The organism is Streptomyces fuscichromogenes, from assembly GCF_014645815.1.
GTDB classification, from domain to species: domain Bacteria; phylum Actinomycetota; class Actinomycetes; order Streptomycetales; family Streptomycetaceae; genus Streptomyces; species Streptomyces fuscichromogenes.
In genome coordinates, this window is the sequence record NZ_BMML01000006.1 from 16,822 (window position 1) to 39,568 (window position 22,747).

The 22,747-nt window shown below is 70.9% G+C and carries 20 protein-coding genes and 1 pseudogene; 11 read left to right on the plus strand and 10 right to left on the minus strand.

Going from position 1 to position 22,747, the window contains the following annotated elements; translation table 11 throughout:
* The first annotated feature begins 13 nt into the window (after positions 1–13).
* Positions 14–1,423, plus strand: coding sequence for a DNA repair protein RadA (radA, locus tag IEZ11_RS14360; protein WP_189263118.1), 1,410 nt, complete (start codon positions 14–16; stop codon positions 1,421–1,423).
* A gap of 80 nt (positions 1,424–1,503) precedes the next feature.
* Complete coding sequence (gene disA, locus IEZ11_RS14365; RefSeq protein WP_189263119.1) at positions 1,504–2,628, plus strand: DNA integrity scanning diadenylate cyclase DisA; 1,125 nt, start codon at positions 1,504–1,506, stop codon at positions 2,626–2,628.
* Positions 2,629–2,823: 195 nt separating this feature from the next.
* Here disA and IEZ11_RS14370 read toward each other — a convergent pair whose 3' ends face one another.
* Positions 2,824–3,669, minus strand: a complete 846-nt coding sequence (locus tag IEZ11_RS14370; protein ID WP_189263120.1) for a hypothetical protein — start codon at positions 3,667–3,669, stop codon at positions 2,824–2,826.
* Between the two features lie 184 nt (positions 3,670–3,853).
* Between IEZ11_RS14370 and IEZ11_RS14375 the strand changes: the two genes are divergently transcribed.
* The 5 genes from IEZ11_RS14375 (at position 3,854) to cseC (ending at position 8,325) form a co-directional block, all read left to right on the plus strand.
* A complete protein-coding gene (locus IEZ11_RS14375; RefSeq protein ID WP_189263121.1) occupies positions 3,854–4,729 on the plus strand; it encodes an HhH-GPD family protein in 876 nt (291 codons plus the stop codon).
* 271 nt (positions 4,730–5,000) lie between these two features.
* Positions 5,001–5,540, plus strand: coding sequence for a SigE family RNA polymerase sigma factor (locus tag IEZ11_RS14380; protein WP_189263122.1), 540 nt, complete (start codon positions 5,001–5,003; stop codon positions 5,538–5,540).
* Positions 5,528–6,196, plus strand: coding sequence for a hypothetical protein (locus IEZ11_RS14385; RefSeq protein ID WP_189263123.1), 669 nt, complete (start codon positions 5,528–5,530; stop codon positions 6,194–6,196). Before IEZ11_RS14380 ends, IEZ11_RS14385 begins: the two co-directional genes overlap by 13 nt.
* Before the next feature lie 60 nt (positions 6,197–6,256).
* The gene (cseB, locus tag IEZ11_RS14390) at positions 6,257–6,961 is read left to right on the plus strand and encodes a two-component system response regulator CseB (RefSeq protein WP_189263124.1); all 705 of its coding nucleotides are present in this window, start codon (positions 6,257–6,259) and stop codon (positions 6,959–6,961) included.
* 11 nt (positions 6,962–6,972) lie between these two features.
* Positions 6,973–8,325 carry a two-component system sensor histidine kinase CseC gene (gene cseC / locus IEZ11_RS14395; RefSeq protein WP_189263125.1) on the plus strand — a complete coding sequence of 451 codons (1,353 nt, stop codon included), beginning with the start codon at positions 6,973–6,975 and terminating at the stop codon, positions 8,323–8,325.
* 106 nt (positions 8,326–8,431) lie between these two features.
* Here cseC and IEZ11_RS14400 read toward each other — a convergent pair.
* Positions 8,432–8,575: pseudogene (locus IEZ11_RS14400) on the minus strand (helix-turn-helix transcriptional regulator); the annotation flags it as partial.
* A 143-nt stretch (positions 8,576–8,718) separates the two neighbouring features.
* Positions 8,719–10,329, minus strand: a complete 1,611-nt coding sequence (locus tag IEZ11_RS14405) for an MDR family MFS transporter (protein WP_189263126.1) — start codon at positions 10,327–10,329, stop codon at positions 8,719–8,721.
* A gap of 148 nt (positions 10,330–10,477) precedes the next feature.
* Here IEZ11_RS14405 and IEZ11_RS14410 point away from each other — a divergent pair, with 148 nt between their 5' ends.
* Positions 10,478–11,074 carry a TetR/AcrR family transcriptional regulator gene (locus tag IEZ11_RS14410; RefSeq protein WP_189263127.1) on the plus strand — a complete coding sequence of 199 codons (597 nt, stop codon included), beginning with the start codon at positions 10,478–10,480 and terminating at the stop codon, positions 11,072–11,074.
* A gap of 392 nt (positions 11,075–11,466) precedes the next feature.
* Here IEZ11_RS14410 and IEZ11_RS14415 read toward each other — a convergent pair whose 3' ends face one another.
* Positions 11,467–12,018, minus strand: a complete 552-nt coding sequence (locus IEZ11_RS14415) for a M23 family metallopeptidase (RefSeq protein WP_189263128.1) — start codon at positions 12,016–12,018, stop codon at positions 11,467–11,469.
* 511 nt (positions 12,019–12,529) lie between these two features.
* Between IEZ11_RS14415 and IEZ11_RS14420 the strand changes: the two genes are divergently transcribed.
* Together IEZ11_RS14420 and IEZ11_RS14425 are read left to right on the plus strand one after the other, a co-directional pair.
* Entirely contained in the window at positions 12,530–13,132 is a 603-nt protein-coding gene (locus tag IEZ11_RS14420; protein WP_189263129.1) for an HAD family acid phosphatase, read from the plus strand.
* 47 nt (positions 13,133–13,179) lie between these two features.
* Positions 13,180–16,239 (plus strand): NACHT domain-containing protein, encoded by a 3,060-nt coding sequence (locus IEZ11_RS14425; protein WP_189263130.1) that lies wholly within the window; start codon positions 13,180–13,182, stop codon positions 16,237–16,239.
* Between the two features lie 72 nt (positions 16,240–16,311).
* On the opposite strand, the gene IEZ11_RS14430 is transcribed toward IEZ11_RS14425, so the two are convergent.
* Positions 16,312–18,837 carry an ATP-dependent Clp protease ATP-binding subunit gene (locus IEZ11_RS14430; RefSeq protein WP_189263131.1) on the minus strand — a complete coding sequence of 842 codons (2,526 nt, stop codon included), beginning with the start codon at positions 18,835–18,837 and terminating at the stop codon, positions 16,312–16,314.
* A gap of 429 nt (positions 18,838–19,266) precedes the next feature.
* Here IEZ11_RS14430 and IEZ11_RS14435 point away from each other — a divergent pair, with 429 nt between their 5' ends.
* Positions 19,267–19,905: an SCO3374 family protein gene (locus IEZ11_RS14435; RefSeq protein ID WP_189263132.1), complete on the plus strand. Its 639-nt coding sequence runs from the start codon at positions 19,267–19,269 to the stop codon at positions 19,903–19,905.
* On the opposite strand, the gene IEZ11_RS14440 is transcribed toward IEZ11_RS14435, so the two are convergent.
* The 5 genes from IEZ11_RS14440 to IEZ11_RS14460 form a co-directional block, all read right to left on the minus strand.
* Complete coding sequence (locus IEZ11_RS14440) at positions 19,884–20,219, minus strand: histone-like nucleoid-structuring protein Lsr2 (RefSeq protein WP_189263133.1); 336 nt, start codon at positions 20,217–20,219, stop codon at positions 19,884–19,886. The genes IEZ11_RS14435 and IEZ11_RS14440 overlap by 22 nt on opposite strands.
* Before the next feature lie 300 nt (positions 20,220–20,519).
* A complete protein-coding gene (locus tag IEZ11_RS14445; protein WP_189263134.1) occupies positions 20,520–21,053 on the minus strand; it encodes an amino-acid N-acetyltransferase in 534 nt (177 codons plus the stop codon).
* Between the two features lie 9 nt (positions 21,054–21,062).
* A complete protein-coding gene (locus tag IEZ11_RS14450; RefSeq protein WP_189263135.1) occupies positions 21,063–21,467 on the minus strand; it encodes a BlaI/MecI/CopY family transcriptional regulator in 405 nt (134 codons plus the stop codon).
* A gap of 170 nt (positions 21,468–21,637) precedes the next feature.
* Positions 21,638–21,826, minus strand: coding sequence for a hypothetical protein (locus tag IEZ11_RS14455; protein WP_189263136.1), 189 nt, complete (start codon positions 21,824–21,826; stop codon positions 21,638–21,640).
* Between the two features lie 77 nt (positions 21,827–21,903).
* Entirely contained in the window at positions 21,904–22,521 is a 618-nt protein-coding gene (locus tag IEZ11_RS14460; RefSeq protein ID WP_189263458.1) for a hypothetical protein, read from the minus strand.
* Positions 22,522–22,747: the final 226 nt, after the last annotated feature.

The window sequence follows — 22,747 nt, forward strand, 5'->3', positions numbered from 1 at the left end:
CTACGGTTTCCGCATGGCTGCCCGTACCAAGACCTCGAAGGACCGTCCGTCGTACCGCTGCACCGAGTGCGGCTGGCAGACGGCCAAGTGGCTCGGCCGGTGTGCCGAGTGCCAGGCGTGGGGGACGGTCGAGGAGTACGGCACGCCCGCCGTCCGTACGACGGCGCCCGGCCGGGTCACCACCTCCGCGGTGCCCATCGGCCAGGTCGACGGCCGGCAGGCCACCGCCCGCACCTCCGGCGTCCCGGAGCTGGACCGGGTCCTCGGCGGCGGTCTGGTGCCGGGCGCGGTGGTGCTGCTCGCCGGGGAGCCCGGCGTCGGCAAGTCCACCCTCCTGCTCGACGTGGCGGCCAAGTCGGCCAGTGACGAGCACCGCACGCTCTATGTCACCGGTGAGGAGTCGGCGAGCCAGGTCCGGCTGCGCGCCGACCGCATCGGCGCCATCGACGACCATCTCTATCTCGCCGCCGAGACCGATCTGGCCGCCGTCCTCGGCCACTTGGACGCGGTGAAGCCGTCGCTGCTGATCCTGGACTCGGTGCAGACGGTCGCCTCTCCCGAGATCGACGGTGCCCCGGGCGGTATGGCCCAGGTCCGCGAGGTGGCCGGGGCGCTCATCCGCGCGTCCAAGGAGCGGGGCATGTCCACGCTCCTGGTGGGCCATGTCACCAAGGACGGCGCGATCGCCGGTCCGCGGCTCCTCGAACACCTCGTGGACGTGGTCCTGCACTTCGAGGGCGACCGGCACGCGCGCCTGCGCCTGGTCCGGGGCGTCAAGAACCGCTACGGCACCACGGACGAGGTCGGCTGTTTCGAGCTGCACGACGAGGGCATCACGGGCCTCGCCGACCCGAGCGGGCTCTTCCTGACCCGCCGCGCCGAACCGGTCCCGGGCACCTGCCTGACGGTCACCCTGGAGGGCCGCCGTCCGCTGGTCGCCGAGGTCCAGGCGCTGACGGTGGACTCGCAGATCCCCTCCCCGCGCCGGACCACGTCCGGCCTGGAGACCTCCCGGGTGTCCATGATGCTGGCGGTGCTGGAGCAGCGCGGGCGCATCAGCGCGCTGGGGAAACGGGACATCTACTCCGCGACCGTCGGCGGCGTGAAGCTCTCCGAGCCCGCCGCGGACCTGGCCATCGCCCTCGCGCTGGCCTCCGCCGCCAGCGACACCCCGCTCCCGAAGAACCTGGTCGCGATCGGCGAGGTCGGCCTCGCGGGCGAGGTCAGACGGGTCACCGGGGTGCAGCGCAGGCTCGCGGAGGCACACCGGCTCGGCTTCACGCACGCGCTCGTGCCGGGCGATCCCGGCAAGATCCCGCCGGGCATGAAGGTCCTGGAAGTCGCCGACATGGGAGACGCGCTACGGGTACTGCCGCGGTCCCGTCGTCGAGAGGCCCCACGGGAGGCGGAAGAGCGCCGGTAGACTTTGCCCTGGTCTCGCCCGTCCGTACGAACCGAGTGCGGGGACGGCAGCGCCTCAGAACCTGCGACCGGAGGAGTGCAGTGGCAGCCAACGACCGGGCAGCGGCTCCCGGAAAGTCCGGTGGGAGTGCCGGTTCCGATGGCCTGATGCGCGCCTCGCTGAGCGCCGTGGCGCCGGGCACGTCCATGCGGGACGGCCTGGAGCGCGTCCTCCGCGGCAACACCGGCGGGCTCATCGTCCTCGGCTTCGACCGGACCGTGGAGTCCATGTGCACGGGCGGTTTCGTGCTGGATGTCGAGTTCACCGCGACCCGGCTGCGGGAGCTGTGCAAACTCGACGGCGGCATCGTGATCTCCTCCGACCTGTCGAAGATCCTGCGGGCCGGCGTGCAGTTCGTGCCCGACGCGACGATCCCCACGGAGGAGACGGGCACCCGGCACCGCACGGCGGACCGCGTCTCCAAGCAGGTCGGCTTCCCGGTGGTCTCGGTCTCCCAGTCGATGCGGCTGATCGCGCTGTACGTCGGCGGTCAGCGCCGGGTCCTGGAGGACTCGGCGGCGATCCTCTCCCGCGCGAACCAGGCGCTGGCGACCCTGGAGCGGTACAAGCTCCGCCTGGACGAGGTGGCGGGAACGCTGTCGGCGCTGGAGATCGAGGACCTGGTGACGGTCCGGGACGTGTCGGCGGTCGCCCAGCGCCTGGAGATGGTCCGCCGGATCGCCACGGAGATCGCCGAGTACGTGGTCGAGCTGGGCACCGACGGCCGGCTGCTCGCCCTCCAGCTGGACGAGCTGATCGCCGGGGTCGAGCCGGAGCGCGAGCTGGTGGTCCGGGACTATGTGCCGGAGCCGACGGCGAAGCGGTCCCGTACGGTCGACGAGGCGCTGTCGGAGCTGGACGCGCTGAGCCATGCGGAGCTGCTGGAGCTGCCGACGGTGGCGCGGGCGCTGGGGTACACGGGTTCGCCCGAGGCGCTGGACTCGGCGGTGTCGCCGCGCGGGTTCCGGCTGCTGGCGAAGGTGCCACGGCTGCCGGGGGCGATCATCGACCGGCTGGTGGAGCACTTCGGGGGCCTGCAGAAGCTGCTCGCCGCGAGCGTCGACGACCTGCAGACCGTGGACGGGGTGGGAGAGGCTCGCGCCCGCAGCGTCCGGGAGGGTCTGTCGAGGCTGGCGGAGTCTTCGATTCTTGAACGGTATGTCTGATTTCGCCGATTAGCTCGGCAGGCTGCGTCGTGTGGCGTGTGCGGCCCGGCGGGGGTTGCTCGCGCAGTTCCCCGCGCCCCTTACGGGGCGCTGCATAGCTGCGGGCAGGCGTGCCGCAGGGCGGCACGGGTGGGCGCAGCGGCACCCTGCCGGCGCCGGTAAGCGTCCCGCCCCCCAGCCCCAGCCCGCCGCGCGCTAGTCCGCCGCCAGCACGAAGGACGCCTGGGCCTTGGCGTACCCCGGTGTCGCCGCCTCCAGGAGGTACGTGCCCGTCCCGGCCGACCCCGCCGGAGGGGTCGCGCACTGGGCGGCGCTCGGCTTCCGGTCCCACTTCAGGGTGTACGTGATGCTGCTCCCGGCCGGCACCCGGTACCACCGGCTCGCCGCCGGCTTGGGGCAGTCCGCCGACGACCAGTAGCTGTCGTCCGAGCTGGCCTGCGTGATGGTCAACACCGCGTTCTTCGGGCCGAGGTCGATCTTGCAGTCGCTGGACGACGTGTTCTTCGCGGTGAGTTCGAAGGTCGGCGTCTGCTCCGGCGAGTAGGAGTTGTGCAGGCTCTTCAAGCTCAACGCCACCGACCCGGCGGTGCAGTTGGGAAGTGCCGAGGACCCCGGCAGCGAGGCGACCGTACCGCCGGAACCCGAGGTGACGTCGTCGCCCGAGCCGGCCGAGGAACCGGCGGAACCCGAGGAGCCCGAGGAACCCGACGTACCCGCGGAGCCCGACGCGGTGCTCGAACCGGCCGACGGGTCGCCGCCCGTCCCGCCCGAACCGCCGCCGTCGGAACCGGAACTCGACCCGTCCCGGCCGCCCGGCGCCTGGCTGATCGCCGGCCCGCTGCCGGACGGTCCCGGGGTGATGGTGGACACGGGGTCCTTGCCGTCCGGCCCGCCGGCGCTCTTCTTCCCGCCGCCGCCGTTCGATGTCATGATCCACGCGATCAGCAGCGCCAGGACGGCGAGCGCCGACAGCATGAAGACCCTCCGTCGCCAGTAGATGGAGGAGGGAAGCGGCCCGACCGGATTGCGCAGAGATCCCACGGCTCAAACTGTACGAGAGATCCGTGCACTTCCTCGCCCCACCCGCCGCCCGGACCTCAACTTTTCCGGATCATCATTTCGGCAACTCCCCTCGGCACGGCCCCTCTTCACCGCACCGGCCCCGACCCGGCCGCGGGCCACGTCCACCCCGGCCGCCGCCGGACGTGGCAGGATCGGAGGGGCCATGACTGAGAAGCTCCACACCCCCGTGATCGCCTGGTTCGACGCCCATGCCCGTGACCTCCCCTGGCGCCGCCCGGAGGCGGGCCCGTGGGGTGTGATGGTCAGCGAGTTCATGCTCCAGCAGACCCCGGTGAGCCGGGTGCAGCCCGTCTACGAGCAGTGGCTGGCCCGCTGGCCGCGCCCCGCCGACCTCGCCGCGGAGGCGCCCGGCGAGGCGGTCCGCGCCTGGGGCCGGCTCGGCTACCCGCGCCGCGCCCTGCGGCTGCACGGCGCCGCCGTCGCCATAACGGAACGCCACGACGGTGACGTACCGACGGACCACGCGCAGCTGCTCGCGCTGCCGGGCATCGGCGAGTACACCGCGGCGGCCGTCGCCTCCTTCGCCTACGGACAGCGGCACGCCGTGCTCGACACCAATGTGCGGCGGGTGTTCGCGCGCGCGGTGACCGGCGTGCAGTACCCGCCGAACGCCACCACCGCCGCCGAGCGCAGGCTCGCCCGCGAACTGCTGCCCGAGGACGAGCGGACCGCCGCCCGCTGGGCCGCCGCCTCCATGGAGCTGGGCGCACTGGTGTGCACGGCGAAGAACGAGACGTGCGTGCGGTGCCCGATCGCCGGTGAGTGCGCCTGGCGGCTGGCCGGCAAGCCGGCGCACGAGGGTCCGCCACGGCGCGGGCAGACGTACGCCGGTACCGACCGGCAGGTGCGCGGCAAGCTGCTCGCCGTCCTGCGCGAGGCGCACACCCCCGTGCCGCAGACCGCGCTCGACCGGGTGTGGCACGAGCCGGTGCAGCGGGCGCGCGCGCTGGACGGGCTGGTCTCCGACGGACTGGTGGAGCCGCTCGCGGGCGGCCTGTACCGGCTTCCGCTGGGCTGACGTACAGCCACATCACAGCGGACGGGGCTCTGTCACGACCCCGTCCGCACGGCGAATCACCGCACAACCGGGCATAGAACCGTACCCACTTACCCCGAACCTACTTCCGTTACACAACCGACGGACAGCCGACTGCTCCCCGCAGGCTGCTCCGCACAGCCCCGTGACAACGGGTCCGTAGCTTCGTTTCTGTGCCCGCCACGACCGGGCGGGCACGGCAGGAACTCAGGGCCGAGGGCCGGGGAAAACGGGGATCGGGAGGCGGTTGATCATGGCGCAGGGCGAGGTGCTCGAATTCGAGGAGTACGTCCGCACTCGGCAGGACGCGCTGCTGCGCAGTGCCCGCCGGCTGGTCCCGGACCCGACGGACGCCCAGGACCTGCTCCAGACCGCGCTGGTGCGGACGTACGGCCGCTGGGACGGCATCGCCGACAAGAAGCTCGCGGACGCCTACCTGCGCCGGGTCATGATCAACACACGGACCGAGTGGTGGCGGGCCCGGAAGCTGGAGGAGGTCCCGACCGAGCAGCTGCCCGACGCCTGCGTCGAGGACTCCACCGACCAGCACGCGGACCGCGCTCTCCTGATGGACATCATGAAGGTACTGGCTCCGAAACAGCGCAGTGTCGTGGTGCTGCGACACTGGGAGCAGATGTCCACGGAGGAGACGGCCGCCGCCCTCGGCATGTCGGCCGGAACGGTCAAGAGCACGCTGCACCGGGCGCTCGCCCGGCTCCGCGAGGAGCTGGAGTCACGCGACCTCGACGCACGCGCGCTGGAGCGTGAGGAGCGGGAGCGTTGCGCGGCCTGACCGACACGGGGCCCGGCAGGGGCCCGGCGAGCGCACAGGCGGTGATCACGGCGACGGCCGTGCTCGCCGCCCTCGCCCTTTTCGCCGCTGCCTGCGGCACCGGCGGCACCGGAGCCCGTGACGAGGGCCCGGCGCACGCCGACTCGGTGAACGGCACGGTGGCCGCGCCCTCCCCCGCGCCCAACCCGTCCCAGACGTACGAGAAGGTCGACGCGGTCGCCCTGGTGAAGGCCGACCCGGTGGTCTCGGCCACCGTGAAGCGGGACCTCAAGCCCTGCTCGGGCGACGAGTACCCGGTCGACGTGACCTACGGCGACCTCACCGGCGGCCCGGTCGAGGACATCGTCGTGAACGTCCTGACCTGCGGGGACGCGGTCGGGGTCGGGGCGTACGTGTACCGCAGGGAGAGCGGCGCGTACAAGAACGTCTTCAAGGCCGAGGAGTCCCCGGTCTACGCGGAGATAGACCGGGGCGACCTGAGCGTGACCAAGCAGGTGTACGAGAGGGGCGACCCGGTGTCGAGCCCCTCCGGCGAGAACGTGATCACCTACGGCTGGTCCGCGGGACACTTCGTCCAGGAGGACTTCCACCACACCGACTACGGCAACGCGGCCGGCAGCGGCGACGCGACGCCGGAACCCTCCACCGCCAACTGACCCGCCCCGTAACCGCCCCGCCCCACCCCCACCGACCCACCGACCACCGAGAGAGCCGGGATGGCAGACCAGACCCACGTGCTGTTCGTCGAGGACGACGACGTCATCCGCGAGGCCACCCAGCTCGCGCTGGAGCGGGACGGCTTCGCGGTCACCGCCATGCCCGACGGCCTGTCCGGACTGGAGGCCTTCCGCGCCGACCGGCCCGACATCGCCCTGCTGGACGTGATGGTCCCCGGCCTGGACGGGGTGAGTCTGTGTCGGCGCATCCGGGACGAGTCGACCGTCCCGGTGATCATGCTGTCGGCGCGCGCCGACTCGATCGACGTGGTGCTGGGCCTGGAGGCGGGCGCCGACGACTACGTCACCAAGCCGTTCGACGGCGCCGTGCTGGTCGCCCGGATCCGGGCGGTGCTGCGCCGCTTCGGGCACGCGAGCGGCGGCGAGCGGCCGCACGAGGACGCGGCGGCGGTGACGGGCGGGATGCTCACCTTCGGCGAGCTGGAGATCGACACGGAGGGCATGGAGGTACGCCGGTCCGGGCAGCCGGTCGGGCTGACGCCCACCGAGATGCGGCTGCTCCTGGAGTTCTCCTCGGCACCGGGGACCGTGCTCTCCCGCGACAAGCTGCTGGAACGCGTCTGGGACTACGGCTGGGGCGGGGACACCCGGGTCGTCGACGTCCATGTGCAGCGGCTGCGCACCAAGATCGGCCAGGACCGGATCGAGACGGTCCGTGGTTTCGGCTACAAGTTGAAGGCCTGAGCGAGGCGGTCATGCGGGGGTTCTCCAGCCGGTACCAGGGTCCGGGTCTGCGCACCGGACTCAGATGGAAGCTGAGCGCGGCGATCGCGCTGGTCGGCGCGCTGGTCGCGATCGCGCTGAGCCTGGTGGTGCACAACGCCGCCCGGGTCTCGATGCTGGACAACGCGCGCGACCTGGCCAACGAGCGGCTGCAGATCGCCCAGCGCAACTACGAGCTGTACGGGAGGGCCAACTTCCCGGACGTCAAGGTCGACGACCCCCGGCTGCCGCCGGCCCTGCGCGAGCGGGTCGACGCGGGCCGCCGGGCGACCGACGTCATCGACCACGGCACCGGCGCACCGGACATCTGGGCCGCGGTGCAGGCCAAGGACGGGCGGGTGCTGTCCCTGCACAGCACCTTCGCGAACCGCAGCAGCGATGTGCTGAACGACCTCGACCAGGCCCTCGTCATCGGCTCCATCGCGGTCGTCCTCGGCGGCAGCGCGCTCGGGGTGCTGATCGGCGGGCAGCTCTCCCGGCGGCTGCGGAAGGCGGCGGCCGCGGCCAACCAGGTCGCCCAGGGCGAACCGGACGTGCGGGTGCGGGAGGCGATCGGCGGGGTCGTACGGGACGAGACCGACGACCTGGCGCGGGCGGTGGACGCCATGGCGGACGCGTTGCAGCAACGCCTTGAGGCCGAGCGGCGGGTGACGGCCGACATCGCGCACGAGCTGCGGACGCCGGTGACGGGTCTGCTCACGGCGGCCGAACTGCTCCCGCCCGGCCGCCCCACCGAGCTCGTCCTGGACCGGGCGAAGGCGATGCGCACCCTCGTCGAGGACGTGCTGGAGGTGGCCCGCCTGGACAGCGCCTCCGAGCGGGCCGAGCTGCAGGACATCATGCTGGGCGAGTTCGTGACCCGGCGGGTGGCCGCGAAAGACCCGGGGATCGAGGTGCGGGTGGTGCACGAGTCGGAGGTCACCACCGATCCGCGGCGGCTGGAGCGCGTGCTGATCAACCTGCTCGCCAACGCGGCACGGCACGGGAAGCCGCCCGTCGAGGTGACCGTCGAGGGCCGGGTCATCCGGGTCCGTGACCACGGCCCCGGCTTCCCCGAGAAGCTCCTCGCCGAGGGGCCGAGCCGCTTCCGCACCGGCAGCGAGGACCGCGCGGGCCAGGGCCACGGGCTGGGCCTGACCATCGCGGCCGGCCAGGCACGCGTCCTGGGCGCCCGCCTGACCTTCCGCAACATCCGTCCCGCGGGCTCGCCCGAACACATCCCGGCGGAGGGCGCGGTGGCCGTCCTCTGGCTCCCGGAACACGCCCCGACGGCCACGGGCAGCTATCCGATGCTGCCGGGACCCGCCCAGTCGGGAAACCGCTGACGAACAGCCGCCCGCAGCCGGGCACGGCCGACCGCGACTGACCACGCCCCTCCCGACAGGCCCTTCGCCGACCCTCCAGTCGGCCCTTCACTCAGCCCTCCGGTCGGTACTGGCCGGGTGTCTCGCCGTACGCCTCCTTGAAGGCGCAAAGGAAGCGGAGGAAGTGGTACCGCGAGTACCCGGCGTGCGCGGCGACCGCGTCGAGGTCGGGAGCCGGGTCGGCCCGGTCCCGGTCCCGGTCCCGGCCCATGGCGTCCTCGGCGAGGCGCAGCTGCCGCGGTCCGTCCACGCCGCCCGTTCTCGGCCCGGAACGACGAAGCGGGCGGCCCCGGGGGCCGTAGCCCCGGAACCACCCGCGCATCGCTCAGCCGGCCCCGGCGACCGGGGCCTCGCTCAGACGGCCTCGACCACCGGCATCGGTGCCGCCTCGTCCGTCTTCTGCGGCCCGCCCTTCAGCGGGACCTCCTTCACGAACACCGCCGCCACCAGCACCAGCACCGCGATCACGGCCCCGAGCAGGAACGCCGAGTGGGTGCCGGCCGACACCGCGTGCTGGTACGCCTCGCGCGCCGCGGCCGGGAGCTTCGCCAGGCTCTTCGCGTCCAGCTGCGCCGACTGTTCGGTGATCTTGGAGCCCAGGGAGCCGGCCCGCTGGGCCATGACGTCCTTGACCCGGTCGTTGAAGATCGCGCCCATGATGGCGACACCGAAGGACGAGCCGAGGGTACGGAAGAGGGTGGTGGACGAGGACGCGACGCCCATGTCCTTCATCTCCACGCTGTTCTGCGCGACCAGCATGGTGATCTGCATCAGGCAGCCCATGCCGAGGCCGACGACGGCCATGTACACGCCGGAGACGAACCGGGTGGTGTCGGTGTCCATGGTGGACAGCAGGTACAGGCCGAGGGTGAGCAGCACTCCGCCCGCGAGGGGGAAGATCTTGTAGCGGCCGGTGTTGGTGGTGACCCGGCCGGCGACCATCGAGGTCACCAGCATCGCGCCGAGCATCGGGAGCAGCAGCAGACCGGAGTTGGTCGCGGAGGCGCCCTGCACGGCCTGCTGGTAGAGCGGCAGGAACAGCGTGGCGCCGAACATCACGAAGCCCACGATGAAGCCGATGATCGACATCAGGGTGAAGTTGCGGCTGCGGAAGATGTGCAGCGGCACGATCGGCTCGGCGGCCTTGGTCTGCCAGAACACGAAGCCGATCAGGGCGACGACGCCGATGGCGATCAGTTCCATGATCCGCGCGGAGGTCCAGGCGTACTGGGAGCCGCCCCAGGTGGTGACCAGCACGATCGAGGTGATGCCCAGGGTCAGCAGACCGGCGCCCAGGTAGTCGATGCGCGTCTTGTTCCGCTTCTTCGGCAGGTGCAGTACGGCGCTGATGGCGGCCAGCGCGACCACGCCGAGCGGCAGGTTGATGTAGAAGGCCCAGCGCCAGCCCCAGTTGTCGGTGATGGTGCCGCCGACCAGCGGGCCGCCGATCATGGCGAGCGCCATGACGCCGGCCATCATGCCCTGGTACTTGCCGCGCTCACGGGGCGGCACGAGGTCACCGATGATCGCCATGACGCCGACCATCAGACCGCCGGCGCCGAGGCCCTGGACGGCACGGAACCCGATCAGCTGCCCCATGTCCTGGGCCATTCCGCTGAGCGCGGAGCCGATCAGGAAGATGACTATGGAGGTCATGAAGGCGCCCTTGCGCCCGTACATGTCACCGATCTTGCCCCAGAGCGGGGTGGCCGCCGCGGTCGCGAGGGTGTAGCCGGTCACGACCCACGACAGGTGCTCCAGACCGCCCAGCTCACCCACGATCGTCGGCATCGCGGTGCCCACGATCATGTTGTCGAGCATCGCGAGCATCATCGCGACCATGAGCGCGAGGATCACGACCCGTACGCTCTTCGGTTCCTTCTCCGGCCGGTCCTGCGGCTGCGCGGCCGCTTCCGGTGCCTCCGGAGTCTCCTGGCCGGTCTCGGCCGCCTGGGTGTCCGCCATCTCTCCCACTCCCCCTGGCGACAGGTACTTACTTGCCGCCCGGCTAGTTCACTACACTGGGAAGGTAGACCTGTCACTAGCCGGGCGTCAAGTAAGTTTACTAGCCGGGCGGCAAGCAAGTTTTCGTGGGAGTGCGAGGAGTTAGAGGATGAGCGTCACCATGGACGGCACCAAGCAGCAGCGCCGCGGGAACACCCGCCAGCGCATCCAGGACGTGGCGCTCGAACTCTTCGCCGAGCAGGGCTACGAGAAGACCTCCCTGCGGGAGATCGCCGAGCGCCTCGACGTGACCAAGGCGGCCCTGTACTACCACTTCAAGACCAAGGAAGAGATCCTGGTCAGCGTCTTCGAGGACCTGACGCGGCCGATCGAGGACCTGATCGAGTGGGGCAAGGGCCAGCCGCACACACTGGAGACCAAGCAGGAGATCGTACGGCGGTACCACCAGGCGCTCACCGACGCCGAACCCCTGTTCCGGTTCATGCAGGAGAACCAGGCGACGGTCCGGGAGCTGCGGATCGGCGACACCTTCAAGGACCGGATGCGCGGCCTGCGGAACATCATCATCGACCCGGACGCGGCCCTGACCGACCAGATCCGCTGCATCAGCGCGCTCTTCACACTGCACGCCGGCATGTTCGTGATGCAGGACGTCGAGGGCGACCCCCAGCAGAAGCGCGAGGCGGTCCTGGAGGTCGCCGTGGATCTGGTGACCCAGGCGCACAGGGGCACGCACCCCGCGTAGCCTGCGGCACCGCCGACCGAAGGCACTCCTGTCCACCCCGGCCCATCAGCGCGCCGAGCCCGGTTGCGCCCAGCAGGGTAGCGGCCCAGCCGCACGGTCCACACGGTCACGGGCGTTCGAGCGGTCCGGGCGGCCCCGGCGGGCCAGGCCGCCCCGGCGGGCCAGGCGGCCCGTGGGGCGTCGGCTGCCAGCCGACGGCCGGTCGCCGACTTCGATCACCTCGTCCGTGGTCGCCCGGCCGAAGGCACCCCCATCCACCCCGACCCGACACCCGACCGCCGGCCAAGCCGAAAACATCCCGGCCCGACACCCGACCGCCGGCCGGAGGTGCCCCCGCTCACCCCGGCCGACGGTCGGCGCCGTGTCGCGCGGCGCCGTTCGCCGCGTGCCCCTTAGACGATCACGCCCTTGGCGCGCAGGAAGGCGACCGGGTTGACCGCGGAGCCGTAGTTCGGGGTCGTGCGGATCTCGAAGTGCAGGTGCGGACCGGTGGAGTTGCCGGTGCTGCCGGACAGGCCGATGTGCTGGCCGGTCCTGACGACCTGCCCCGGCCTGACGTCGACGCGGGACAGGTGGGCGTACTGCGAGTACTGGCCGTTGCCGTGCCTGACGACGACGGCGTTGCCGTACGCGGGACCGTCACCGGCGCCGTTGCCGCCGGCCTTGACGACGGTGCCGCCGTGCGCGGCGACGACGTCGGTGCCGGTCGGCACGGCGAAGTCCTGCCCGCTGTGCTTGGCGCTCCACAGGCCGCCGGACTGGGCGAAGCTCGCGGAGAGCGTGTACTTCTTCACCGGGTCGACCCAGGCGGCGGCACCGGGGGTGGCGGCCGACGCGATCCCCGACCCCACCACGGCCGTGACCCCGACACCGGCGGCCAGAACGGCGGCCCGCTTGCGGAGCGAGGACGTACGGGGGGCACGGAAAGCGGCGCGCAGGGACATCGAAACCTCGTGGGGTAGACAGCAGGACCCCCCTCCAGCAGCACCGGCCCACAGGGGCGGCCGCCGAACGGGGCATCTCTTGGTAACCCGGAGGAAGGAACCAGCTCAAGCCGCTTTTCTACGACATGCCCTAGTATTCATGCCAAAAATTGACTCTTTCTTGACAGAGTCGACCTGGCGGACAAGGTCCCGCCGCCGGTTCCGAACGTCGGCACGACTCCGGGGCAAAGGACCGCCCCGCCCGCGCAGGGCACCCCACTATCCGCCCTAGTAGGGGACGTTTCGCCCGTGCGGTATGTCACCGGCTGCCGGGATCCGCCCCCCGCCGAAAGGTGACGGGCGCCACCCCGGCCGACCGCCGTCGTACGGAAAGTCCACGGAGGCGCGTGTTTATGGCGCACACCTCTAGCCACCTACCCATCGGTAACCCTACGGTTCCCCTCGCGCCACCTGCCCCACTCACCATGCCCCTGACACACCCAGCCATGACGTGAGAGGACACCCCTCCCCCATGACCACAGGTACCTGGACCCGCCGCATATCCGTCACCGCCGTCTCCGTGGCCGCGCTCGCCGGGCTGGCCGCGCCGGCCCAGGCAGCGACGGAGAGCAGTTCCACCACGGTCGACTACGCCACCTGGCAGCAGGACTGCCAGTCCGTGATGGACCAGGCCCTGCCCTACCTGGAGGAGCGCATCGCCACCGCCCGGCCGGGCGAGAAGCAGGCGATCGTCTTCGACATCGACAACACCACGCTGGAGACCGACTTCGGCTTCAGCTTCCCCCAGCCCGCCAACAAGCCGGTGCTGAACGTGGCCAGGTACGCCCAGGAGCACGGCGTCTCCCTGTTCTTCGTCACGGCCCGCCCCGGGATCATCTACCTGCCCACCGAGTACAACCTCGAACATGACGGCTACCAGGTCTCCGGCCTCTACGTGCGCGGCTTCCTCGACCTGTTCAAGGACGTCGCCGCCTACAAGACCGCCCAGCGCGTCGACATCGAGAACAAGGGCTACGACATCATCGCGAACATCGGCAACAGCGCCACCGACCTCTCGGGCGGCCACGCCGACAAGACGTTCAAGCTGCCGGACTACAACGGCCAGCTGTCGTAACCCCCCGCTAGGCTCCATCCGTTCGCGCGAATCACGGGGGTGGGCGGATGGAGCCGACGGTACTGGGCGGCAAGCTGGCGTCGAGCCTGATGGGCCCGCTGCTGAAGAAGCTGTTCGTGGCGGACGGCCCGGGCGCGGGGCTGGTGGACCGGCCGGTGCGGCTGAAGAGCCTGGTGTCCTTCCGCGGCGAGAAGCGCGCGCTCGTCGAGAAGGACGTGCACAGGCTCGCCGAGCACGTGGTCCGGCAGGCGGTCGACTCGCCCGGTGAGCCGCCGTTCCCGACCGGGGAACAGATCGCCGTCGCCGACGCACTGGCCCGCAGACTGCTCGCCCTGGGCGATCTCGACATGGACGATGTCCAGGCCGTACGGCTGGGCCACCGCGAACTGGCCGCGAAGCTGGCACACACGGCAGCCGCCCCCGACGGCCTCTCCGCCGACGCCGACCACTTCCTCGACTCCGCGACGGAGTGGGCCTGCCTGCAGATCCTGGAGTTCTTCACCCGCCGCTCCACCTTCGTGGCCCGCACCCTCGTGGAACAGACCCGGAGCCAGGCCGAACTCGTCGCGAAGATCGACAAGCTGATCGCCCGCACGCCACGGCCCGACTCCCGCGACACCGCCTTCGAGCGCCGCTACCGCGCCTATGTGGCCGAACGCCACAACCACATCACCATCTACGGCATCGACCTGCGGGACTCCCCCGACCGCTGGCCGCTGGAAGTCGCCTATCTGAGCCTGGAGGCGACGGCCGACGGCGCCCACCCCGCCCCCGGGGACGACCCCGGCACGGCCCCCGTCGTCCTGCAGCTCCCCGCCGAGGAGGCCTTCGCCGACCACGACCGGGTCCTGCTGCGGGGCGACGCGGGCTCCGGCAAGACGACCCTGGTCCAGTGGCTGGCGGTGACGGCGGCGCGCGAAGCCACCCACATCCCGTTCGTCCTCCCGCTACGCACCCTGATCCGCGGCGCCGACCCCTTTCCTGCCCCGGCCGCCTTCCTGTCGGCGACGAGCTGTCCCCTCTCCGCGCCCGAGGGCTGGGCGGAACGCGTCCTGGCAGCGGGCCGCGGCCTGATCCTCGTCGACGGACTGGACGAGATCTCCGCCACGGACCGCCACCGCACGCGCGACTGGCTCGGCTCCCTCATGCACGCGTTCCCGGGCAACCGCTGGCTCCTGACCTCCCGCCCCACCGCGGTCCGCCAGGCCTGGCTCGCCACGGAGGACTTCCGCGAACTGACCCTGGCCCCCATGCGCCGCCCGGACGTCGCGACCTTCGTCCACCGCTGGCACACGGCGGCCGAGGCCGCGCAGTTCGAGGGCCCGCTCCTCGACTCCCTGCGCACCAAACGCGACCTCGCCCGGCTCGCCACCAACCCCCTGATGTGCGGCCTGATCTGCGCCTTGCACCGCGAACGCCGCGGCTACCTCCCCACCGGCCGCAAGGAGCTGTACGACGCCGCCCTCGCGATGCTGCTGGCCCGCCGGGACCGGGAACGCGGCATGGGCGCGGTGGACGAGGTGGAACTGGGCGAGGAGGCCCAGCTGGAGCTGCTGCAACGCCTGGCCTATGCGCTGGTGCTGAGCGGCAGCACGGAGATGGACATGGAGACGGCCGAGGGGATCGTGGAGCGCTGCCTGCCGACGATCGCGCTGCCGGGACGGCAGGCGGACGCACCCACCGTCCTGCGCACCCTGCTGCTGCGCAGCGGCCTGGTCCGCCAACCGGCCGACGGCGTCCTGGACTTCGTCCACCGCACCTTCCAGGACTACCTGGGCGCGCGGTACGCGGTGGAGGAGGGCCACCTGGACGTCCTGACGAGCCATGCGGACGACACCCAGTGGGAGGACGTGATCCGCATGGCCGTCGCTCACGCCCGGCCCCGGGAACGGGCCTCGCTGCTACGGCGGCTGCTGTCCGGGGAGCAACCCCGCCTGACGCTGCTGGCCCTGGCCTGCCTGGAACATGCGACGGCGTTGGATCCCGTGGTGCGGGCGGACGTGGAGGCGCGAGCGGCCGCACTGATCCCACCGCGCACGAACGAGGACGCGAAGCTCCTGGCGGAGGCCGGGCCGCTGGTACTGGAGCTGCTGCCCGGGCCGGACGGGCTGACCGACGCGGAGGCGCTGGGGGTGACGGTCACGGCCTCGGTGCTGGGCACCGAGGAGCCGGAGGGAGCGTTGGCCGTCCTGCGCAGATTCCGTCACCACCGGGATCTCGACGTACGACGGCAGCTCGTCGGCACCTGGAGCCGTTTCGACACCGTGGAGTACGCGGCGGAGGTGCTGGACCACCTGGATCGCTCGGATCTCTTCGTCACTTGCGAGTCGGCCGAACAGCGCCTCGCCCTGGCGGGGACGCGCCCCTGGCACCGCCTGGCCTTCCTGGGCGATCACCCCGTCGAGGACATCCTGGCGACCGTGCCGACCCCCGAGTCGGTGACCGGCCTCGACCTGCGGAGCAACCCGCGTCTCACCCACCTGGGCGCCCTGCTGCCGTTCGGTTCGCTCGAAACGCTGCGGCTCGACGGCTGCACCGCCTCGTACGGCCTGTACCAGCTGGCCGAACTGCCCCTCACCGACCTCACCCTGGGGCGGATCACCAACCTCACCGGCCTCCGGTCACTGGGCTCGCTCCTGCGCTTGTCCCTGGCGCAGGAGCTCCCTGGAGGCAGCCTCACCGACGTCCTCCCGATCGGTGCCGCGCTGGAATTCCTCTTCCTGGGCCGCGACACCACGCTACGAACCGGCCTGCACGGGCTGGAGCACTGGACGACGCTCACGGAACTCAGCCTCGGTCCGCTGGCAACGCCCGTCACGGCCGACGACTGGAGATCGGTCGCCGCGCTCCCGCAGTTGACCGGCCTCCACCTGAGCGCACGGATCGTCACTGATTTCCCGGACTCCGTCGAGGCCATGCCCGAACTGCCCGGCATCGAGTCCCTTCGGGTCCCGGCCATGCACGGCGCCGAGGATCTGTCCGTCCTCGCCTCGCGCCTTCCAGGCCTGCGCCGGGTGACCCTGCAGACCTACCCTGGCAAGGACTTTCCCGCCGACCGCTATGCGGCGCTCTTCCCGGACGTCACCGTTGACATGGTCAGCCGCTGACCCAGCTGACCACACGAAAGGGGCCGAAGCCCGAAGGCACCGGCCCCTTTCAACGGCTCAGCCCCGGAAGGGCTACGCCTCCTTGCTCAGGTTCGGTCCGGCTCCGCCGGCCGCCTGCTCGATCGGCGGGACGTCGGGCAGCGCCGACTTCTCCTCGCCGCGGAAGGTGAAGGTCGCGGTGTCGCCCTCGCCCTCCGTGTCGACGACCACGATGTGACCGGGGCGCAGCTCGCCGAAGAGGATCTTCTCCGAGAGGGTGTCCTCGATCTCGCGCTGGATCGTGCGACGCAGCGGCCGCGCGCCCAGCACCGGGTCGTAGCCCTTCTTGGAGAGCAGCTCCTTGGCGGACTGGGAGAGCTCGATGCCCATGTCCCGGTCCTTGAGGCGCTCGTCCACCTTGCCGACCATCAGGTCGACGATCCGCAGGATGTCCTCCTGGGTCAGCTGCGGGAAGACGACCACGTCGTCGACGCGGTTGAGGAACTCGGGCCGGAAGTGCTGCTTGAGCTCGTCCTGGACCTTGTTCTTCATGCGCTCGTAGTTGGACTTCGTGTCACCCGTGGCCGCGAAGCCCAGGTTGAAGCCCTTGGAGATGTCCCGGGTGCCGAGGTTGGTCGTCATGATGATGACCGTGTTCTTGAAGTCCACGACCCGGCCCTGGGAGTCGGTCAGGCGACCGTCCTCCAGGATCTGCAGCAGCGAGTTGAAGATGTCCGGGTGGGCCTTCTCCACCTCGTCGAAGAGGACGACGGAGAACGGCTTGCGGCGGACCTTCTCGGTCAGCTGGCCGCCCTCCTCGTAGCCCACGTAGCCGGGGGGCGAACCGAAGAGCCGCGACACCGTGTGCTTCTCGCTGAACTCCGACATGTCGAGGGAGATCAGCGCGTCCTCGTCACCGAAGAGGAACTCGGCGAGGGCCTTGGACAGCTCGGTCTTACCGACACCGGACGGGCCGGCGAAGATGAACGAGCCACCGGGGCGCTTCGGGTCCTTCAGACCGGCACGCGTACGGCGGATCGCCTTCGACAGCGCCTTGACGGCGTCGACCTGGCCGATGACCCGCTTGTGGAGCTCGTCCTCCATGCGCAGCAGACGCGAGGACTCCTCCTCGGTCAGCTTGAAGACCGGGATGCCGGTGGCCGTGGCGAGGACCTCGGCGATCAGCTCGCCGTCGACCTCGGCGACGACGTCCATGTCGCCGGCCTTCCACTCCTTCTCCCGCTTGGCCTTGGCGGCCAGGAGCTGCTTCTCCTTGTCCCGCAGGGAGGCGGCCTTCTCGAAGTCCTGCGAGTCGATCGCGGACTCCTTGTCCCGGCGGACGGCGGCGATCTTCTCGTCGAACTCGCGCAGGTCCGGCGGCGCGGTCATGCGGCGGATGCGCATCCGGGAACCGGCCTCGTCGATCAGGTCGATCGCCTTGTCCGGCAGGAAGCGGTCGGAGATGTAGCGGTCGGCCAGGGTGGCGGCCTGGACCAGCGCCTCGTCCGTGATGGAGACCCGGTGGTGGGCCTCGTACCGGTCACGCAGACCCTTGAGGATCTCGATCGTGTGCGGCAGGGACGGCTCGGCGACCTGGATGGGCTGGAAGCGGCGCTCCAGGGCCGCGTCCTTCTCCAGGTGCTTGCGGTACTCGTCCAGGGTGGTGGCACCGATGGTCTGCAGCTCACCGCGGGCCAGCATCGGCTTCAGGATCGAGGCGGCGTCGATGGCGCCCTCGGCGGCACCCGCACCGACCAGCGTGTGCAGCTCGTCGATGAACAGGATGATGTCGCCGCGGGTGCGGATCTCCTTGAGCACCTTCTTCAGGCGCTCCTCGAAGTCACCGCGGTAGCGGGAGCCGGCGACCAGGGCGCCGAGGTCCAGGGTGTAGAGGTGCTTGTCCTTGAGGGTCTCGGGCACCTCGCCCTTGACGATGGCCTGGGCGAGGCCCTCGACGACGGCGGTCTTGCCGACGCCGGGCTCACCGATCAGGACCGGGTTGTTCTTGGTGCGGCGGGACAGCACCTGCATGACCCGCTCGATCTCCTTCTCGCGCCCGATGACCGGGTCGAGCTTGGACTCACGAGCGGCCTGGGTGAGGTTCCGGCCGAACTGGTCGAGGACCAGGGACGTCGAGGGGGTGCCCTCGGCAGGGCCGCCGGCGGTGGCGGTCTCCTTGCCCTGGTAACCGGAGAGCAGCTGGATGACCTGCTGCCGCACCCGGTTGAGATCAGCGCCCAGCTTGACCAGGACCTGGGCGGCGACGCCCTCGCCCTCACGGATCAGGCCGAGCAGGATGTGCTCCGTGCCGATGTAGTTGTGGCCGAGCTGAAGGGCCTCCCGGAGCGACAGCTCCAGGACCTTCTTGGCACGGGGGGTGAAGGGGATGTGCCCGGACGGGGCCTGCTGCCCCTGCCCGATGATCTCCTCCACCTGCTGGCGGACCGCCTCGAGCGAAATCCCGAGGCTCTCAAGGGCCTTGGCGGCGACACCCTCACCCTCGTGGATCAGGCCCAGGAGGATGTGCTCGGTGCCGATGTAGTTGTGGTTGAGCATCCGGGCTTCTTCCTGAGCCAGGACGACAACCCGCCGCGCGCGGTCGGTGAACCTCTCGAACATCGTTAATCGCTCCTCAGAGCGGTCAGGCAGTGGGGGGAACTTCCCCTCCCTGTCCTTCCGCAGCTTAGTCCCGCAAGCGGGGACCGCTCATTCCAACTGCCGACACCGTCGATGGCCTCCTGACCCCGAACGCCGACATCTGCTCCAACCCGATGGTGCGAGACGATGTTCCCGCAGGCCAGGCAGTTACCCCTTCCGTCAGTACGCCGATGGCGAACGTGAGACGGCCTCGCCTGCGTGTCGCCCCCTCCCACTAGGGATGTCTTACCCGCTGCTACCGACAGTCCATGCCGTGGGGCCCCGGCCCCTCCGCTACGGGCGAACAACCTTGCGTCCCTCCGGACCTCCGCACGCGCCCGCTTACGGGACTCTGTGCAGTCGTACGCACACCCAGCGTAACTCGAATGGGTTGGGGGCGGTTGCAGGTGCATGGCTGGCACAGCGCCTCTGGCCGCTTCCACGGTTCCTCACCCCCGTAGCCCGTTCGATTCCGGTTCCGTCGCCGTGCCGGACGCCCGGCAGCCGGGCCGGCTCCGGCACTGGTACGAGAACGATCTGGGATGGGCAACGGTGCCCGCGGCGCCCGGAGAGCCGCTGCGGCTGGTCACGGGCGTGCGCTTCGACGTGCTGGAGGTACCGGCGCGGGCGGGGACGCGGGCGCTGGGGCAGCTGGCGCCGGGCTCTCCGGTGGCCCTTCAGGACGGCCGGATGCGGCTGCTGGTGGCGGCGGGCAGCGCGGAGGAGCTGCCGGGGCTGCTGGACTGGCTGGAGTGGGGCGCACCGGCCCTCGCTCTCGACCTGCGGGCGCTGGGCGCCGGGGGCGCGCTGGACGCTCCGCTGCGGCCTGGTCCGGGCGGGCCCGTGCAGGGGGCCGCCGTCTGGTTGCGGCCCCCCGAGTCGGGGTGCGAGGTCGAGGCCTCGCTGCCGACACTGTCGGCCATGGGGGGCGTCGGAGACGCCCCCGATCTCGTACGACTGGTGAACACGGTGGCCACGGAATGCCACCGCGTCCGACTGCGGCGTGCGGGCCGCGAGCCGGAGGACAGTCAGGCGTTGGCGTCCTCGTAGGCCTGGCGAATGGTCGCGGGAACACGGCCGCGGTCGTTGACCTCGTAACCGTTCTCCTTGGCCCACGCGCGAATCTGCGCGGTGTCCTGGCTGCCGCCGGAAGCCGCACGGGCCTTTCCGCGTCCGCCCGAAGCACGGCCACCGGTACGCCGGCCGCCCTTGACATAGGCGTCGAGAAGACCTCGCAGCTTGTCCGCATTGGCGGTCGTGAGATCGATCTCGTACGTCTTGCCGTCCAACGCGAACGTCACGGTCTCGTCCGCCTCGCCGCCGTCGAGGTCGTCGACAAGAAGGACCTGAACCTTCTGTGCCACCGGATTTCCTTTCATCGATAACTTCAGGGCCGGGGTCTGCGGCGTCCGCCGTTACGCCGCCCCCCTGTTATATGCAGTACTGCACTACGTCGGAAAGCAAACCGCTTTTGCGGGAAAAACACAAACCCCTGGGAGAGACCGAGGGGGCAGCTCCCGCCCGGAAACATGCGCGTTTCGGACATAGGGCACCTGGGCAAGGAGGGTTGCCCGGAATAGCGGCCCGATCTCCCGACCATCTCTGCCCCGATGAACCTTGTCGACCGTTGTCGGCCCTTGTACCGCCACGATCCCTCTCGGCGATCACAGATGCAGAAGCATCCGGCTGTTGCCCAAGGTGTTCGGTTTCACTCGTTCGAGTCCGAGGAACTCCGCGACGCCCTCGTCATAGGAACGCAGCAGCTCCGCGTAGACATCGGTGTCCACAGGCGTCTCGCCGATCTCCACGAAGCCGTGCTTCCCGAAGAACTCGACTTCGAAGGTCAGACAGAAAACGCGGCGAACACCGAGCCAACGCGCGGTCTCCAGCAACTTCTCCAGCAACTGATGACCGACACCGGCCCCCTTGAGGCCCCGGTTCACCGCGAGAGTGCGCACTTCCGCGAGGTCTTCCCACATCACGTGCAGCGCGCCGCAGCCGACCACCTCGGCGTTGTCGTCGCGTTCCGCGACCCAGAACTCCTGGATGTCCTCGTAAAGGGTCACCATGGCTTTGTCGAGCAGGATGCGGTCGCGAACGTACGCGTCGAGGAGGCCGCGCACGGCCGGGACATCGCTGGTCCGGGCCCGCCGGACGGTGATGGCTTTTGCGGTGACTTCGGGGCGCGTCGCTGACATGAGCGGACGCTATCGCCCGCCGGCGTCCGCCGCGGAGCCGGGGTTCTCCTCTCGCGGGGCTTCGCGCCCTTCCCGCTCTTCCCGGCTATCCGGGCCCTGCACGATGCGTACGGCGTCCCGCAGGGCCTGCCGCTGTTCGTCGCTCATCATCCCGAAGAAGGCGACCAGCGCGGCGGCCGGGTTGTCACTCTGCGACCATGCGTCGTTCATCAGGGCGGCGGCGTAGGCGGCCCGGGTGGAGACGGCCTCATATCGATAGGCGCGACCTTCGGCCTCCCGGCGGACCCAGCCCTTCTGATGGAGATTGTCCAAAACGGTCATCACGGTGGTGTACGCGATGGACCGTTCCTGCTGAAGGTCTTCCAGGACTTCTCGAACGGTCACCGGGCGGTTCCACTTCCACACTCGCGTCATGACCGCGTCTTCGAGTTCTCCCAATGGGCGAGGCACAGCTCAGAACAATAGTGGGAGATCTAGCCAATCGCGTGCCGGACGTGCACTTTCACCGACAAAGGCGAGCAAAAAGGGCGTACGGCTCGGAAAGTCGCGGCGCGAGTCGTACGCCCGGGGCGGACGCGGCCGCGTCAGGCGCCGTCGGCCTTGGAGGCGGCGGCGGTCCGGCGGGAGCCCTCGGCCCGCTCCAGGGCGGCGTCGACGGCGGCGTCCTCCTTGGCCTTGGCGGCCCCGCCCTGGGTCTTCACGATCACCCGGACCAGGCCGATGAAGAAGACGGCCATGACGACCGGAGGCAGCAACGCGGAGACGTAGTCCATGCGTCCAGAGTAGCCAGGCGGGGCGGGGCGAAAGGGGCGGGGTGGGCGAACCGCCCCGCGGCCGTGTCGGCCGCCGCTCAGCCCGCGGCGAGCTGCTGCGGGGGTCCGGCCGGCGGCGCGGCGGGCCGGCGCCGCGGAAAGACCTCGCCGGGCGTGGGGATGGGCCGCTTCGGCGCGCCGGGCTCGGGAGCCGCGGGCTGCGGGGCGGGCCGTTCGGCGGGCTTCTCCCGGGGCTTCTTCTCGGGCTCCTTGGCCACCCCGCCCGGCAGGGCCGTCAGCCGGACCCTGGAGGCCGGAACGGCGGGTGCCGGTACCGTGCGGGCCCCCTGGGCGAGCCGGGCCCGTACGTCGCGCTCGGCGAGGTTCTGGCAGCGGTCGAGGAGAGAGGCGGCGCCGGCGTTCCCCCGCAGGGCCCGCAGCGCGGCGAGGTCGTCCGGGGCGGGCCGGTACCCGGCGCCCAGCGCCTCCTCCAGAAGGGTGAGGTAACCGGCGACGGCCCCCGGCAGGGCGGCGCGGTACCGGGCCAGATCGGCCACCAGGAAGGCACGCAGCCGGGCCCCCTCGCACATCGCCTCGTCGAGCGACTCGGCGAGCCGATGACAGTCCCTGATGTCATCGGCGGAGACGGGACCGGGGTGAAGGGCGAGGGCGAGAGCACGGCGGAGCACACGCAGCTCCTCCGCACCGAACGCCATGCCGCCGCGGGATCCGTATGGCGTGGGCATGAACCGAAGATACGCGTAAATCAGACAAACTCGACATAGGGTGCATGGCGTGGCGCCCACCGGCCACCCGCTCAGCCCCCATCCCACCGCTCCGGAGGACCCCCCCCCAGCCCGTCCGGCGTCGGAGGACGAGGCCGAAGGCCGATGCGGGGGTCCGGGGGCGGCAGCCCCCGAAACGGGCGGTCGAAGGGGGTCC

Coding starts and splice junctions, on each gene's coding strand:
- IEZ11_RS14420 (WP_189263129.1), top strand. CDS start 12,530: ATGACCACAGGTACCTGGACCCGCCGCATATCCGTCACCGCCGTCTCC.
- IEZ11_RS14455 (WP_189263136.1), bottom strand. CDS start 21,826: ATGGACTACGTCTCCGCGTTGCTGCCTCCGGTCGTCATGGCCGTCTTC.
- IEZ11_RS14460 (WP_189263458.1), bottom strand. CDS start 22,521: ATGGCGTTCGGTGCGGAGGAGCTGCGTGTGCTCCGCCGTGCTCTCGCC.
- cseB (WP_189263124.1), top strand. CDS start 6,257: ATGGCAGACCAGACCCACGTGCTGTTCGTCGAGGACGACGACGTCATC.
- IEZ11_RS14415 (WP_189263128.1), bottom strand. CDS start 12,018: ATGTCCCTGCGCGCCGCTTTCCGTGCCCCCCGTACGTCCTCGCTCCGC.
- IEZ11_RS14410 (WP_189263127.1), top strand. CDS start 10,478: ATGAGCGTCACCATGGACGGCACCAAGCAGCAGCGCCGCGGGAACACC.
- IEZ11_RS14435 (WP_189263132.1), top strand. CDS start 19,267: ATGGCTGGCACAGCGCCTCTGGCCGCTTCCACGGTTCCTCACCCCCGT.
- IEZ11_RS14425 (WP_189263130.1), top strand. CDS start 13,180: ATGGAGCCGACGGTACTGGGCGGCAAGCTGGCGTCGAGCCTGATGGGC.
- radA (WP_189263118.1), top strand. CDS start 14: ATGGCTGCCCGTACCAAGACCTCGAAGGACCGTCCGTCGTACCGCTGC.
- IEZ11_RS14405 (WP_189263126.1), bottom strand. CDS start 10,329: ATGGCGGACACCCAGGCGGCCGAGACCGGCCAGGAGACTCCGGAGGCA.
- IEZ11_RS14380 (WP_189263122.1), top strand. CDS start 5,001: ATGGCGCAGGGCGAGGTGCTCGAATTCGAGGAGTACGTCCGCACTCGG.
- IEZ11_RS14375 (WP_189263121.1), top strand. CDS start 3,854: ATGACTGAGAAGCTCCACACCCCCGTGATCGCCTGGTTCGACGCCCAT.
- IEZ11_RS14430 (WP_189263131.1), bottom strand. CDS start 18,837: ATGTTCGAGAGGTTCACCGACCGCGCGCGGCGGGTTGTCGTCCTGGCT.
- cseC (WP_189263125.1), top strand. CDS start 6,973: ATGCGGGGGTTCTCCAGCCGGTACCAGGGTCCGGGTCTGCGCACCGGA.
- IEZ11_RS14450 (WP_189263135.1), bottom strand. CDS start 21,467: ATGACGCGAGTGTGGAAGTGGAACCGCCCGGTGACCGTTCGAGAAGTC.
- IEZ11_RS14445 (WP_189263134.1), bottom strand. CDS start 21,053: ATGTCAGCGACGCGCCCCGAAGTCACCGCAAAAGCCATCACCGTCCGG.